Source organism: Gillisella vitis, assembly GCF_021559775.1.
Taxonomy (GTDB): domain Bacteria; phylum Pseudomonadota; class Alphaproteobacteria; order Rhizobiales; family Rhizobiaceae; genus Allorhizobium; species Allorhizobium ampelinum.
On sequence record NZ_CP056047.1, the window covers coordinates 2,688,289 to 2,703,584 of the forward strand.

General features: G+C 58.5%; 13 protein-coding genes. 8 read left to right on the top strand and 5 right to left on the bottom strand.

The features are described 5' to 3' along the window. Positions 1-8: 8 nt before the first annotated feature. The 3 genes from glgX (at position 9) to AVCG78_RS12630 (ending at position 3,801) form a co-directional block, all read left to right on the top strand. Positions 9-1,958, top strand: coding sequence for a glycogen debranching protein GlgX (glgX, locus tag AVCG78_RS12620; protein ID WP_071584634.1), 1,950 nt, complete (start codon positions 9-11; stop codon positions 1,956-1,958). A gap of 303 nt (positions 1,959-2,261) precedes the next feature. After that, positions 2,262-2,750, top strand: coding sequence for a MaoC family dehydratase (locus tag AVCG78_RS12625; protein ID WP_071203776.1), 489 nt, complete (start codon positions 2,262-2,264; stop codon positions 2,748-2,750). Between the two features lies 1 nt (position 2,751). Further along, positions 2,752-3,801, top strand: coding sequence for a DUF2332 domain-containing protein (locus AVCG78_RS12630; RefSeq protein ID WP_071203777.1), 1,050 nt, complete (start codon positions 2,752-2,754; stop codon positions 3,799-3,801). A gap of 241 nt (positions 3,802-4,042) precedes the next feature. On the opposite strand, the gene AVCG78_RS12635 is transcribed toward AVCG78_RS12630, so the two are convergent. Both AVCG78_RS12635 and AVCG78_RS12640 read right to left on the bottom strand, forming a co-directional pair. Next, positions 4,043-5,557, bottom strand: coding sequence for a TRAP transporter large permease (locus AVCG78_RS12635; RefSeq protein ID WP_071203780.1), 1,515 nt, complete (start codon positions 5,555-5,557; stop codon positions 4,043-4,045). Between the two features lie 24 nt (positions 5,558-5,581). Beyond that, on the bottom strand, positions 5,582-6,121 hold the full coding sequence (locus AVCG78_RS12640; RefSeq protein ID WP_015917122.1) for a TRAP transporter small permease subunit: 540 nt from the start codon (positions 6,119-6,121) through the stop codon (positions 5,582-5,584). Between the two features lie 264 nt (positions 6,122-6,385). On the opposite strand from AVCG78_RS12640, the gene AVCG78_RS12645 reads away from it, so the two are divergent. After that, complete coding sequence (locus tag AVCG78_RS12645) at positions 6,386-6,610, top strand: aa3-type cytochrome c oxidase subunit IV (protein ID WP_015917123.1); 225 nt, start codon at positions 6,386-6,388, stop codon at positions 6,608-6,610. A gap of 75 nt (positions 6,611-6,685) precedes the next feature. Here the strand turns inward: AVCG78_RS12645 and AVCG78_RS12650 are convergent, their stop codons facing one another. Continuing rightward, positions 6,686-7,516: a tetratricopeptide repeat protein gene (locus AVCG78_RS12650; RefSeq protein ID WP_071203913.1), complete on the bottom strand. Its 831-nt coding sequence runs from the start codon at positions 7,514-7,516 to the stop codon at positions 6,686-6,688. Positions 7,517-8,034: 518 nt separating this feature from the next. Beyond that, positions 8,035-8,274, bottom strand: a complete 240-nt coding sequence (gene rpsU, locus AVCG78_RS12655) for a 30S ribosomal protein S21 (protein WP_015917126.1) — start codon at positions 8,272-8,274, stop codon at positions 8,035-8,037. A gap of 456 nt (positions 8,275-8,730) precedes the next feature. Here rpsU and AVCG78_RS12660 point away from each other — a divergent pair, with 456 nt between their 5' ends. The 4 genes from AVCG78_RS12660 to AVCG78_RS12675 are packed head-to-tail and all read left to right on the top strand — an operon-like array spanning position 8,731 to position 13,870. Beyond that, a complete protein-coding gene (locus AVCG78_RS12660; RefSeq protein WP_071203782.1) occupies positions 8,731-9,984 on the top strand; it encodes a sarcosine oxidase subunit beta family protein in 1,254 nt (417 codons plus the stop codon). A 16-nt stretch (positions 9,985-10,000) separates the two neighbouring features. Beyond that, a complete protein-coding gene (locus tag AVCG78_RS12665) occupies positions 10,001-10,321 on the top strand; it encodes a sarcosine oxidase subunit delta (RefSeq protein WP_015917127.1) in 321 nt (106 codons plus the stop codon). After that, entirely contained in the window at positions 10,318-13,311 is a 2,994-nt protein-coding gene (locus AVCG78_RS12670) for a sarcosine oxidase subunit alpha (protein WP_071584635.1), read from the top strand. The genes AVCG78_RS12665 and AVCG78_RS12670 overlap by 4 nt, the downstream gene beginning before the upstream one ends. Beyond that, on the top strand, positions 13,304-13,870 hold the full coding sequence (locus AVCG78_RS12675; protein WP_071203785.1) for a sarcosine oxidase subunit gamma: 567 nt from the start codon (positions 13,304-13,306) through the stop codon (positions 13,868-13,870). Before AVCG78_RS12670 ends, AVCG78_RS12675 begins: the two co-directional genes overlap by 8 nt. Before the next feature lie 321 nt (positions 13,871-14,191). Here AVCG78_RS12675 and AVCG78_RS12680 read toward each other — a convergent pair whose 3' ends face one another. Next, positions 14,192-15,253 (bottom strand): SDR family oxidoreductase, encoded by a 1,062-nt coding sequence (locus AVCG78_RS12680; protein WP_071203915.1) that lies wholly within the window; start codon positions 15,251-15,253, stop codon positions 14,192-14,194. Positions 15,254-15,296 lie beyond the last annotated feature (43 nt).

A 15,296-nucleotide genomic window follows, 5' to 3' on the forward strand; every position in this document is an offset into this window, starting at 1 on the left:
ATGGCCCTATGACAGGTGCTGGCGCTCGTCTGACCGCAACAGGCGCGGAGTTTGCGGTCTATTCCCGTGATGCCGAGCATCTGGACCTGTGCCTGTTTGATGAGACCGGAGACACCGAACTTCGCCGCCTGCCAATGCAGCGCGGCGAAGACGATCTGCACCGGCTGACCGTCGAAGGACTGGTCGTTGGAGCGCGATACGGCTACCGCGCCCATGGGCCGTATGATCCCGACCAAGGCCTGTGGTTTGATCCAGCAAAACTGCTGGTCGATCCCTATGCGCTGGAAATCGACCGTCCCTTCCGTCACGATCCGCGCCTCAGCCAATTTGGCGAGGACACCGCCGATCTGGCGCCTAAGGCCATCCTGACCGTGCCCGGGCAGGCCGTGCTGGAGCCGCCCCGCCTGCCAGATGGCGGCTTTATCTATGAATTGCCGGTGCGCGGCTTCACCATGCTGCATCCTGATGTGCCTGAAAACCTGCGCGGCACGGTGGCGGCCCTCGCCCATCCTTCCATCATCGCCCATCTGCAAGCCATTGGCGTCGATGCGGTGGAGCTTTTACCGATCATTGCCTGGATCGATGAACGGCACCTGCCGCCGCTCGGCCTTTCCAACAGCTGGGGCTATAACCCTGTCGCCCTGATGGCGCTCGACCCGCGCCTCTGCCCCGGCGGGGTGGAAGAATTGCGCCGCACCGTCGAATGCCTGCATGAGAATGGCATCGGCGTCATCCTCGATCTGGTCTTCAACCATTCCGGTGAAAGCGACCGGTTCGGCGCAACGCTGTCGATGCGCGGCCTCGACAACAGGAGCTATTACCGGCACCTGCCCGACCAGCCGGGCGTGCTGGTCAACGATACCGGCTGCGGCAATACCATTGCCTGCGACAGACCGGTGGTGCGCCAGCTGATCCTCGACACACTCAGCCATTTCGTCCTGGCGGCGGGCGTCGATGGCTTTCGTTTCGATCTCGCCCCGGTCCTGGGCCGGACCGCGACGGGCTTTGAGGCGCAAGGCGAGATGCTGACGGCCATGCTCCAGGACCCGATTTTGAAGGACCGGGTGATGATTGCCGAGCCCTGGGACATTGGTCCGGGCGGCTATCAGCTCGGCAATTTCCCGGCACCGTTTCTGGAATGGAACGACCGCGCCCGCGACACGATGCGCCGCTTCTGGCGCGGCGATGATGGGCTGACCGGGGAGATGGCCACGGTGCTGGCGGGTTCATCGGATATTTTCTCGCGCAACGGCAGCCCTCACACCCGCAGCGTCAATTTCATCGCCGCCCATGACGGTTTCACGCTGCACGATCTGGTGTCCTATGCCCATAAGCACAATGAGGCGAATGGCGAGGATAACAGAGACGGCCATAATGACAATCACAGCTGGAACAATGGCGCTGAGGGCGAAACCAGCGACCCTGATATCCTGACCGCCCGCAAGCGTGATTGTACCGCTCTGCTCTCCACCCTGTTTGCCTCGAAAGGCTGGGTGATGCTGACGGCTGGCGATGAAGGCGGTCGCAGCCAGCGCGGCAATAACAATGCCTATTGCCAGGACAATGCCATCACCTGGCTGGACTGGGCAGCGCTCGATGCCGATCTGCTCGCCCACACCGGACGGTTGGCCGCCCTGCGCAAACGGTTTCCGGCCCTCGCAGATCCAGCCTTTTTCACCGGCAATGGCGATGTCAGCTGGATTGATGCCTCCGGCCAGTCGATGCGCGTCGAGAGCTGGCAAGATCCGCAGACCCGCTTCTTAGGCCTGCTGGTGGCCACGCCGGATCGAACCACAGGACGCGACACGCGGTTGACAATCCTGATCAACAGGGGTGAAGCCTGTGGCGTCAATCTACCCGCCTCAACGGGAGGGGGATGGCGGGAGGTTTTTTCGGATGCAGCTGTTTCAAAACTGGTGATGGAACCACGCCATGTGGCATTTCTCGTCGAAGGTTGAGCCAGTCAGCACAAGATGTGCCTTGACCACCAATGCCGGGCCTCGTGGTTTCCACCGGAGCAGAACGCAGAAACGACATGATAAGCGCCCACATTCATTGAATGATTTTTATAGAAAACGTCTTTAAACCATTCCCCAGCACACCGGAATTAACGAATTTCTCATTCTTTCCGCTCGATTCTGAGCATTCAGGACATGGTTTTAAACAATTATCGAGTGCGTGATTTTCAGCCGCCACAAATGGCGATAGGGTTCTTTTTGATCTGAACACCCACCAGAGCCCCAACCCAACGAGAGTAGAGTATGCAGCGTCAAATTTCTCTCGCAGACGTCCCCGCCATGGTCGGGGAGGAACTGGGCATATCCAAATGGATTACCGTCGATCAGACCATGATCGATGCCTTCGCCACGGCAACTGACGATCACCAGTTCATCCATACCGATCCCGAGCGCGCCAAGGCCGAAACGCCCTATGGCGGCACCATTGCTCATGGATTTCTGACGATCTCGCTGCTATCGGCAATGAATTACGATTGCCTGCCTGTGATCCGCGAACAAACCATGGGGATCAATTACGGCTTTGAGAAAATCCGGCTGATGGCGCCGGTCCGCTCGGGAAAGCGGGTGCGGGGCCGCTTCGTGCTGGCCGGTGCCCGCTTTCGCGGCGCAGGCATGTTGATGACCACCTATGATGTCAGCGTCGAGATCGAAGAGGAGCGTAAACCGGCGCTCACCGCCATCTGGCAGACCATCATCCAGTTCGATCCTGAAAACCGGCCAGAAGGGGTTTGAGGTGACGATCGATAGCTTACGGCATGCCCTCACCGATCAGGCCCGATCCTGTGATATCCTCGGGTCTCCTTTTACCGCAAGGCTGTGCCGGCTTGCCGCCGAGCGGCTGACGCCCGCAAGCGCCATTGGCGCGCGGCTGATCGATTGGCCGGGCGACATCACGTCTGCGGGCGATTCCGTGCCGCTGCGGCTGGCGGGTACGCTGCATGCTTTGGTGTTGAGCAACGAAAGTCCTGATCTGGCCGCTGTCTATCCGCCTCATGACGCCACCGATGATGCACTCTGGGCTGCGGTGGAAACCACCGTCCGCGACCATGAGGCCTTCATGCAGGCGCGGCTGAATTCTGCGCCACAGACCAATGAAGTGCGCCGGTCTGCCGCCCTTTTGCCGGGCTTCCTCACCATTGCCTCGCTGTTCGGCCTGCCATTGCGGCTGTCTGAGGTCGGTGCCAGCGCCGGGCTGAACCTGCAATGGGACCGCTATGCCTATCGGCTGGGCGAAACAAGCTGGGGCGATGGTTCGCAGGTTCTGCTGGCCCCCGACTGGCAAGGGCCGCCACCGCCATCCGCGACGATCACCGTTGAAGAGCGGGCGGGATGCGATCTGAACCCGCTCGATCCCGGCACGCCTGAGGATTGCGAACGGCTGTTTTCCTATATCTGGGCCGATCAAGCCGACCGGCTGGAGCGCACCAAAGCAGCCCTGGCACTGGCACGAAGCAACAATCTTTCCGTGGACCGCATGGATGCGATCGACTGGCTGAAGCAAAGGCTGGCTCCGTCTCATCCGGGCCAGATGCACGTCGTCTACCATTCCGTCGCCTGGCAATATCTTCCCGACACGCTGAAAGCCCAAGGCGAAGCGCTGATTGCTCAGGCCGGACAACGAGCCACAACCCAGGCTCCGCTTGCCCGTCTGCAAATGGAAGCGGATGGCCAGCGCGACGGCGCCAGCCTCACTCTGCAAATCTGGCCGGGCGGTGAGCGCCAGGAGATCGGCCGCGCTGATTTCCATGGTCGCTGGGTGAAATGGCAGGGCTGGAAGGCCTGATACGAAGAGTCATTGAAAATGACACTTCGTATTCCCCTTTCGACTATCTCAAGCGCTTGATGCATTTGAGATAGTCGAAATCTCTTGAAAGCGAGGATGCGTCAGTATCTTCGAGCTTTGGTACAATAGAGTTTGTCAGGGAAAAGTGGAAACCGGTTTTCCCGAAAAGACAAACGAAAACAAGAGAATCGAGAGTCTGTCTGGTTCAATCTGAACCTGACAGACTCTAGGAACGCCACGCTCATTTAAAAGCTGGCGGCTGGCTGAGATCAATACCCGGCTTGGCGGCAGGCGCACCACCAAGCGAGGGTGGCGTGCCGAAATTCAGGCCGGGCGCACCGCTATCGCCGATGGGCGGCAGACTCATACCGCTCCCGGCACCAAAGCCGGGCACCTCGATTTTCACCGAATTCAGATCGATATCCTTAGCTTTTTCCAGCCACATGGTGACGGATTGTGGCCAGAAAATCACCACCGCCACCAACAAAAGCTGCATGCCCACCCAGGGCAAGGCGCCGATATAGATATCGCGGGTCTTGACCTCTGGCGGAGCAACGCTGCGCAGATAAAACAGCGCAAAACCGAAGGGTGGATGCATGAAGCTGGTCTGCATGTTGACGCACAGCAAAACACCGAACCAGATCAGATCGATGCCCAGCGATTGCGCCACCGGCGCCAGCATCGGGATGACGATGAAGGCAATTTCGAAGAAATCCAGGAAGAAGGCCAGCACGAAGACAAAGATATTGACAAAGACCAGGAAGCCCACCGGGCCTCCCGGCAGGCCCGACAGCATATGCTCGATCCAGCGCGAGCCATCCATGCCCTGGAACACCAGGCTGAAACAGGTGGAGCCAATCAGGATCATCACCACCATCGAGGTGATCGACATGGTGGATTGCATGGCTTGACGGATCAGCGGCCACGTCAGCCGGCGATGCATGGCCGCCAGCACGGCGGCCCCGACCACGCCCAGGGCGCCTGCCTCCGTCGGCGTCGCCAATCCCATGAAGATCGTGCCAAGAACCAGAAAGATCAGCACGATGGAGGGCAACATGCCCGCCAGCACCTGACGGATCAGTCTCCAATCCAGGTCTCCACGCACTTCTTTGGGAAGCGGCGGCATGCTCGAAGGCTTGAAGATCGACATCAGGAAAATGAACAGCGTGAAAATCACCACTTGCAGGATCGATGGGCCGATAGCGCCCAGATACATGTCACCGACGGAACGGCCCAGCTGATCGGCGAGAATGACCAGAACCAGAGAGGGCGGAATGAGCTGGGTGATCGTGCCAGACGCCGCAATAACCCCCGTGGCCAGCTTCGGATCGTAGCCATAGCGCAGCATGATCGGCAGCGAGATCATCCCCATGGTGATCACAGAGGCTGCTACCGTGCCGGTAATCGCCCCCAGAATGGCACCGACGGCAATCACCGCATAGGCGAGACCACCGGGAACGGCACCGAATAGCTTGCCGGTTCCCTCCAGAAGATCTTCCGCCAACCCGCACCGTTCCAGAATGGCGCCCATCATGGTGAAGAAGGGGATGGCCAGCAGCAGATCGTTGGAGACGATCCCAAAAAACCGCAGCGGAATGGCCTGAAGAAACACTTCGTTGAAATGGCCCGTGGCAATGCCGACCATGCCGAAGAACAAACCAACCGCCCCCAGCGAGAAGGCCACCGGAAAACCGAACAGCATGAACAGCACCATGCCGAGAAACATGGCTGGCGGAATGATACCGAAATCGAACATGGACCTGTCCCCCAGGCTATTATTTTATTGCAGCGGCTTTTCGTAGCGCACGTCGATATGCAGGTGTCCCGTCAGCGCAGCGATGCGCTTCACCATTTCCGACAGGCCCTGCAACACCAGAAGCCCGAATCCGGCAACCAGAATAAGCTTGACCGGCCAGCGGATCAGGCCACCGGCATTGGCCGACATTTCGCCCTGCTGATAGGAAAGCCAGAAAAACGGCCAGCACAGCCAGGTCAGATAGATGCAAACCGGAAGCAGAAAAAACACGATGCCGATCAGGTCGATCCACAAGCGTTTGCGCTCGGAGACCGCGCCATAAATCAGGTCAACCCGCACATGGCCGTTCTGGCGCAATGTATGGGCAGCTCCCAGCACAACGACATAGGCAAAGAGATACCATTGGATCTCCAACCAGCCATTGGAACTGATATTGAAAAGATATCGGATGATCGCATTGGCCGCGCTGATCAGGCAGCACAGCAGCACCAGATATTCCGCCACCCGGCCAACGACTTCGCTCAGCGTGTCGATAGCCCGGCTCCACCCTAGCAAAACAGCCATATAAGCCTCCCAGCTCCTTATTTTGCTTAGAACAAGGCGTCGGCACGCGCAACCGGGTGGCGGCCTCCATGCACCGGATTACTGGGACTTTGGCCTGGAAAGCCTGTCAAGTTCGCCTAAAGTTCTACGGCATGATACGTTTCATCAAGCGAATGATGCTGTAGCATTTTAAATTTGCCGCATAATTTTCTCTTTAAAAGCAGTTCCGGTTTTAAGAATTATGCGGTAGCCTGTGGGAAATACACGCTTTTGGGGAGTAAGAGCATGAGCGAAGACCATTCCGGCCCGGTCGAAACGGGCGCCTCGATGGATTATCCCGCCCACGAACGGACCTATGACAGTTTCATAGCCGCCTCGAAATATGGCACAGCCATTCTCGTGGCGCTGATGATCGGCATGGCCGCCGGATTTTTCACCACAGCCGGATTCCTGGGGGGCATTCTGGTGTTCCTGATCTTCAGCGTCATCGGCGTCTTTATGATGCGGTAAACCGCGATTGCCAATCTCCAGAACTGAAAAGGCCGGCAATGCCGGCCTTTTGTATCGAACTGAGTAGAAGCTGCTTCAGCTTGTCGAGCCGCGTGTCCGGGCAAGACCATCGCGGGCGGGCGTGTATTTTCCATCCAGGCTCAAGGCATGGGCGTAGGACTTGGCAGCCTTGACCTTGTCGCCGCGCCGCTCATAGACCAGGGCCTGATTGGCCCAGGATTCAGCCAGCTTCGGGTTCATGTCGATGGCATGGTTGAAATCGGCAAAGGCGTTTTCATCGTCGTTCAGCGCCAGATAGCTCACGCCACGACCGTTGTAAGGCTCAGGCGCATTCGGTGACAGTGAGAGCGCCTTGGAAAAATCGTCGATCGCCTTATCGTGCTGGCCGCGCAACTGGAAGATCAGACCGCGATTGTGATAGGCGCGGCCATCGGTGGTATCCAGCTCGATTGCCTTGGAGAAATCCTGAAATGCCTCATCCACCCGGCCCGCTTGGCGGTAGATATTGCCACGGCCGATATAGGCGACATCATAGCTGCTATTGATCTTCAGGGCAGCGGTATAATCATTGGCAGCTTCGACCGGCTTGCCCATGTTGCGATAGACAAGGGCGCGGTTGGCATAGGCCTGGTAGAAATTCGGGTTGAGTTGCAGCGCGGTGTTGAAATCCGCCAGCGCCTTCTGGAATTCGCCAGCCCGGCCATAGGCAGAGCCCCGCACGTTATAGCCGCCTGGGTCGCGTGGATTGGCGGCGATCACCGACGACAGCGAGGAAATATTTTCCTTCGAACCCTGATCGCGGTCAATACTGATCATGTCGCTTGACTGGTTGGTGGATTGGCATCCGGAAAGCGTCAGCATGGCGGTGAGGCCGAGAGCCAGCATGTAGCAGCCTTTGCCGCGCATAGTAGCCCCCAGGCGACCGGCTGTTATGCCGGTGTTGAAAACCTTATCGACCATTGGCGTCATGCTTTCCGTTCCACCTGTTCAAAACCTCGGACTATGCCGAAACTGGAGAGGAAACGCCGAAGCGTTCCTAAAGTTCTGTCCACTCAACAAAACTTTATCTGGAGACGTGTCTATTCCGAGACCTGTTTATCCCGAAACTTGGCTTACATCCGAATGCAGCCGGTTTCCACCGCGCAAATGCAAAAACCACATCATTCCAGCAATTTGCGGCCTTTTATAGCATCGGACCGAAAAGTAGAAACCGGTTTCGGGATAAATCCGATACGACACCAAAATTTTGTGACAGCGCGCCGGCCCCACGTCCTGAATGAGGCTATAGGTCAGCCACGGACATCATTATGCAGTCTGCCGGTCCGCCCATCATAGAAAATTTAACACGAAAAAGCGGCCGCGAACTTGATCGCTGCCGCTCAATCGGATCATGTCGCGCTTTGAAAAAGCGCGGGAAACGTCAATCAGCGGCTGCCGAATGCCGGACGCGGCGGAGCGGCAATCAGGCCTTCGCGCTGCATCTTCTTGCGGGCCAGCTTGCGAACGCGGCGAACGGCTTCAGCCTTTTCGCGCGCGCGCTTTTGCGACGGCTTTTCATAATAGTCACGCATTTTCATTTCACGGAAGATGCCTTCGCGCTGCATCTTCTTCTTCAAGGCGCGAAGCGCCTGATCAACGTTGTTATCGCGGACAAGTACCTGCACGTCGAATCCCGTTCCTTTGGTTTGTGATCGTTTTCCGCCGGGACACGAATTCTGCCGAACCATGCCTTTCACGGACCAAAAAAGAGTGTTCCGCTGGCCCGCAGGACCAGCGATTAGGGAGCGCCAATAACAGATCGGACTTTCGAAGTCCAGACTGCAAGTGCCGCTGCCCAAAAAAATCCGCAGCCAAGCGGCACCGTCTTGCAAAACATCACCCCTATGCGCATCTCCATCTGTTGCTGCAAGATATTCGCCATGTGTCGAAAGACGGATAGAAGCGTGTCGCAAAGAAAGGGACATCGCGCATATCGATCTGTCACAGCTTTTTAGACCTGTGCTGACGCTGGATTGAAAGCCGGTCGGAATTTCTTCCCGTTTCTGACATAAGTCAGGATCTACACCCTGCGATCCGTCGTAGAGCAAGCAGCCAGACCTCGCCTGAAGGAGACGATAGGAATGCGCAAATATTCGGTTTTTGCCGTAGCCCGCGAAGCGCTTCGCGCCCATACCGGCTGGAGTGCGCAATGGACATCGCCAGAGCCACGCAAATCCTATGATGTCATTATTATTGGCGGTGGCGGCCATGGTCTGGGGGCTGCTTATTATCTGGCCAAGGAACATGGCATCACCAATATTGCCGTGATTGAAAAAAGCTGGATTGGCGGCGGCAACACCGGGCGCAACACCACCATTATTCGCTCCAACTATCTCTATGAAGAGAGCATGGACATTTACGAGCACTCCCTGAAACTCTGGGAGGGCTTGAGCCAGGAGCTTAATTACAATGTGATGTATTCGGCCCGTGGCGTGATGATGCTGTCGCACAATGTGCATGACAAGCAGAGTTTTAAGCGCCATGTTCATGCCAACACGCTCTATGGCATTGATAATGAGTGGCTGACGCCGGAACAGGCTAAGGCCTTCTGTCCGCCGCTGGATATTGCCAAAACCGCCCGCTACCCCATCAATGGAGCCGCCCTGCAACGGCGCGGCGGCACGGCCCGCCATGATGCCGTGGCTTGGGGCTATGCCCGCGCAGCCTCTGATCGCGGTGTGCATATCATTCAAAATTGCGAAGTGACGGGTATTCGCCGGGGAGCAAGTGGTGAAGTCACGGGTGTTGATACCTCCAAGGGCTTTATAGGTGCCAAGAAAATCGGTGTTTCTGCCTCCGGCCATAATTCCATGGTGATGGGCATGGCAGATGTGCGCCTGCCGATTCATTCCACGCCGTTGCAGGCGCTGGTGTCGGAGCCGCTGAAGCCGATTTTCCCCTGCGTGGTGATGTCCAACACCGTGCATGCCTATCTCTCGCAATCCGATAAGGGCGAGTTGGTGATTGGGGCTGGCACCGACCAGTATAATTCCTATTCCCAGACAGGCGGCCTGCAAATCATCACCCACACGCTGGATGCGATTTGCGAGCTGTTCCCCATCTTCCGCCGCGTCAAGATGATGCGCCAGTGGGGCGGGATTACTGATAACACCGCCGACCGCTCGCCCATCCAGAGCGTAACCCCCGTGCCAAACCTGTTTGTCAATTGCGGCTGGGGTACGGGCGGCTTCAAGGCCACACCGGGCTCTGCCAATCTGTTTGCCCATCTGATTGCCAAGGGCGAACCGCATGCGCTGGCCAAGGGCCTGACGCTGGATCGGTTCCGCACCGGGCGATTGATTGATGAGGCGGCAGCCGCCGCCGTGGCACACTAGAAAGGGATTGAGAAAAATGCTGTTGATCAAATGTCCCTATTGTCAGGAAGAGCGGTCCGAGCTGGAATTTCACGGCGCAGGCGAGGCGCATATTGTGCGGCCAGCCAATATTGCCGAGATTTCTGATGAGGAATTCGAAGCCTTCTTTTTCTTACGCGATAACCCCAAGGGCATCATCTTTGAGCGCTGGCGGCACCTGCATGGCTGCGGGCGGTTTTTCAATGCCGTGCGCGATACCGTCAGCGACAAGTTTTTGCTGACCTATAAGGCAGGTGAAGCCAAGCCGGATGATGCAGCCGTGCAAGCCCTCATCGACAACAAGGGAGCTGCGCAATGAGCGGTGCCAATCGTATTCCCGGCAAGGGCCGTCTGACGCCCGCCAGAACCGCTCGTTTCACCGTGGATGGCCGCATTCTCACTGCCCTTGAGGGCGATAGCGTGGCCTCGGCATTGCTGGCCAATGGCATTCATCTGGTCAGTCGCTCGTTCAAATATCACCGCCCACGCGGCATTCTCACCGCTGGCCCGGAAGAGCCAAACGCTCTGTTGGATATTTCCCGCGACAGTGCGCGGCGTCAGCCAAATGTGCGCGCGCCCGTGCAGGAAGTGTTTGACGGCATGCGCGTGCAGACGCAAAACCGCTGGCCGTCGCTCTCCATGGATATTGGCGCGGTCAACGACCTGCTTTCGCCTTTCTTTGCCGCAGGCTTCTACTACAAGACCTTCATGTGGCCGAAGAGCTTTTGGCACAAGATTTATGAGCCGATCATTCGCCGCGCCGCAGGCCTTGGCGTGGCCCCAACCGAAGACGACACCGACCATTACGCCAACCGCTACGCCCATTGCGACGTGATGGTGGTGGGCGGCGGCGTGGCGGGCCTCACGGCCGCCCTTGCGGCAGCAGAAACTGGCGCTTCCGTGATCATCTGCGATGAGCAGCCGGAAATGGGCGGTGCCTTCCATTATGATACAGGTGCAGTGATTGACGGCCAAAACGGCTATGACTGGGCGCAAGCCACCGTGGCAAAGCTGAAAGCCATGGACAATGTGACCGTGCTGACCCGCACCACGGCATTCGGCTATTATAATCACAATTTCCTCGGCTTGGCGGAGCGCATCACCGACCATATTGCCAAACCCGCCAAGGGCCTGCCCCGCGAACGGCTGTGGCAGGTGCGGGCGAAAAAGGTGGTGCTGGCCACGGGTGCCATTGAGCGCCACATGGTGTTTGCCAACAACGACCGCCCGGGCATTATGCTGGCATCGGCTGCGCGAACCTATCTCAACCATTATGGCGTGGCTGTCGGCGCAAAAGTGGCAGTCTACACCGCCCATGATTCGGCCTATGAAGCGGCGATTGACCTGAAAAAAGCGGGTGTGCAGGTGGTGGCCATCATCGACTGCCGCCGCAATCCCGGGGCAAGCGTTTTGGCCGACGCCAAGGCGGCAGGCATTGAGGTTTTGAGCGAACATTGCGTTCTCGATACCGCTGGGCGCCTACGGCTAAAGTCCATCACTATTGCCAGCAAGGGCGGTTTTGATCGCCGCAAGCTGGCCGTCGATGCGCTGCTGATGAGCGGCGGCTGGACGCCTTCGGTGCATCTGTTCTCGCAATCACGCGGAAAACTGCGTTTCGACGCCGCCAACCAGCGCTTCCTGCCAGATATTTACGTGCAAGATAGCATCTGCATCGGGGCCTGCAACGGCACGGATGATCTCAGCGAACTGCTGGCAGAAGCCTATGCCAGCGGCGCAAGGCTTGCAAAAGAAGCCGGAGCGGAAGGCGAAAGCGGCAGCGCGCCAAGCGGTGCCAACGCCTTTGCTTGGACGGGCGGCATGATTGGCGCTGCCGAAGGCGCTGGCCCGGATGATGCGGTGAAAGCCTTTATCGACTTCCAGCACGATGTCTGCGCCAAGGATATTCGCTTGGCGGTGCGCGAGGGCATGCATTCCATCGAGCATATCAAGCGCTTTACCACCAATGGCATGGCGTCTGATCAGGGCAAGCTGTCCAACATGCACGGGCTGGCCATTGCCGCCGAAATGCTGGGTAAAGAAATCCCGCAAGTCGGCCTCACCACCTTCCGCGCCCCCTATACGCCCGTAACATTCGGCACGCTGATCAACCATTCGCGTGGCGACTTGTTTGACCCAACGCGCAAAACCCCGATGCATGATCTGGAAACCGCCCTTGGCGCGGATTTCGAAGATGTCGGCAATTGGAAGCGCGCCTGGTATTACCCCAAGCCCGGCGAGGATATGCATGCAGCCGTCAACCGCGAGTGCAAAACCGTGCGCGAGATTGCGGGCGTGTTCAACGCTTCAACGCTTGGCAAAATCGAGGTGGTTGGCACGGATGCGGCCAAATTCCTCAACCTGATCTACACCAACCCATGGGATAGCCTAAAATCCGGCAAATGCCGCTATGGCATCATGACCCGCGACGACGGCTTTATCTATGACGACGGCGTGGTCGGACGGTTGGCCGAAGACCGCTTCCACGTCACCACCACCACCGGCGGTGCAGCCCGCGTGCTGAACCATATGGAAGACTACCTGCAAACAGAATTCCCGGAGCTAAACGTCTGGCTCACCTCCGCGTCCGAGCAATGGGCAGTGATTGCGGTGCAGGGACCAAAGGCCCGCGATATCATTGCACCTTTTGTCGAGGGCATTGATATTTCCAACGAGGCCTTCCCGCATATGAGCGTGGCGGAAGGTACGTTCTGCGGCGTGCCAACCCGGCTGTTCCGCGTGTCCTTTACCGGCGAAGTGGGCTTTGAAATCAACGTGCCCTCGGATTACGGCGCATCCGTATTCGAAGCCGTGTGGAAGCGTGCGGAAACCATGGGCGCCTGCCTCTATGGCACCGAAACCATGCACGTGTTGCGCGCCGAAAAGGGCTATATCATCGTAGGCCAAGACACCGATGGCACGCTGACGCCAGATGATGCCAATTACGGCTGGGCCGTCTCAAAGAAAAAGGCTGATTTCGTTGGTATTCGCGGTCTCAAACGCCCGGATCTGGTGAAGGATGGCCGCAAGCAACTGGTCGGCCTCAAGACCAAAGACCCCCACGAAGTGCTGGAAGAAGGCGCACAGATTGTCGCCAACCCCAACCAGCCCAAGCCAATGACCATGCTGGGGCATGTCACCTCGTCCTACTGGTCGGAAAATCTTGGCCAATCGATTGCCATTGCCACGGTGGCCGGTGGCCGGGCGCGGATGGGCGAAACGCTCTATGTGCCGATGCCTGACAAGACAATCGCCGTGGAAGTGACCGACATGGTCTTTTACGACAAGGAAGGAAGCCGCATCCATGGTTGAGCCAATCATCTCCGGCGCGATGTCCGCCACCCGCAAATCGGTCCTTGACGGTGCCTATGGCGGCTCTGCCCATGTGGCGCTGACGCCAGCCGCCGCCGCTTCACGCATCTCGCTGCGGGCCGGAGCGGATGCTATCTCCGGTCTTTCCTCAGCCCTTGGCCTGACCCTGCCGACGGCGCCGAAAACCTCCGCCCATGCCGGCCCCCGCCTCGCCTTCTGGCTTGGCCCGGACGAATGGCTTGTCATCGACGAAGACGGCGCTGACCTCACCGCCGCCTGCGCCGCCTCCGGCACCATTCAATCCGCCACCGATGTCTCCCACCGCAATACCGCCATCCTGGTCTCCGGCCCCGGCGCTGTTCAAACCCTCAACGCTGCCTGCCCGCTCGATCTGTCGCTGAAAACCTTTCCGCTTGGTGCCGTCACCCGCACCGTATTCGGCAAGATCGAAATCGTCCTCTACCGGATGAGCGAGGACGCCTTTCGGGTAGAATGCTGGCGGTCCTTTGCCGAATATGCCTTCGGCATGTTGCAGGGAGGGGCGGCGGACGCGGCGTGATCAGGGATGACAGGCTTTAGAGGCTGTCTGGTTTAGACTGAACCACAGGACACAACACTTTAGCTTTGCGTGCTGGGTTCCCCCTCACCCCGCCTCCGCTACGCTCAGCGGACCTCTACCCGCTGGGGAGAGGAAGCCATAAACGCTGCGGCTCTTTCCTTCTTCTCCCAATCGGGGAGAAGGTGGCGGCAGCCGGATGAGGGGGCGGCGAAGCCGAAAAACCTTTGCGTAGTGTATTTTGGAAATTAACCAGACAGACTCTAGATCTCTTATTTTCATTTGCCTTTCGGGAAATCCGCCACCCTTCTCCTAAGGCAAATTCTAAGGAATAAGCCTTTCCCGGCGCAATTGCGCAAACAGGGTGAAAAACGCCTCGTCGGTGGGCTGGTAGCGGTCAAAGCCCATGACGCGGCTCTTGCTCATGTCCGTTACCACTTCAATCGGCCGCCCAAGATCGGCGTCCGTATGCCAGGGCGAGGCCAGGCGCGACAGGTCTTTTTCGATCAGGCCATGGCGCTCGGCAATCTCCCGCCAGATGGCGGCGTCCTCTGCCATCTGCTGCTCCAGCGGCAGGATCGTCCCGTCAAACGGCGCAGGTTCCAGCCCAAACCAGTTGGCGATCCGGCCCCACATCCAGCTCCAGCGGAAGATATCGCCATTGACCACGTTGAAGGCCTGGTTGCGGCATTGCGGGGTCGTTGCGGCCCAGAGCAATTGTTCGGCCAGAACGCCAGCATCGGTCATATCCGTCAGGCCGTTCCATTGAACGGCAGAGCCGGGGAACCGGAAGGGCCGCCCGGTTTCACGGCAGAGCGTCGCATAAACCGCCAGCGTCGTTCCCATGTTCATGGCATTGCCGACCGCCTTGCCGATCACCGTATGGGGGCGGTGCACGCTCCAGGAAAATCCGTCACGCGTTGCGGCGGTAAACACTTCATCTTCCTGCGCGTAGTAAAAATTCTCGACATCCAGCCTGCCCTGATCTTCCCGGAATGGTGTCTGCGGCAGCGTACCCTTGCCATAGGCCTCGAAGGGGCCGAGATAATGTTTGAGCCCCGTGACCAATGCCACATGGGCGACGGACCCTGCGGGACGCAGCGCGTCAAGCACGTTACGCACCATCGCCGCATTGACCCGGATGTTTTCCGCCTCGCTTGATTGCCGCGCCCATGTCGAGATGAACACCACGTCGGGCTTCACGTCGGAAAGAGCCCGCGCTGTCGCCTCACGGTCCTGAAGATCGGCGGCCACGGGCTGCATGCCGTCTTTGGCAACCGGCGACCGGGCCAGTCCGTACACGGCCCATCCCTTCGCCAACAGGAGATCCACCGTCGCACTGCCAACAATGCCGCTTGCGCCGACAACCAATGCTGATCCAACCATCTTCATGCTCCTTCTGTCTGAAGCCAGACATGTAGGCGCCTCT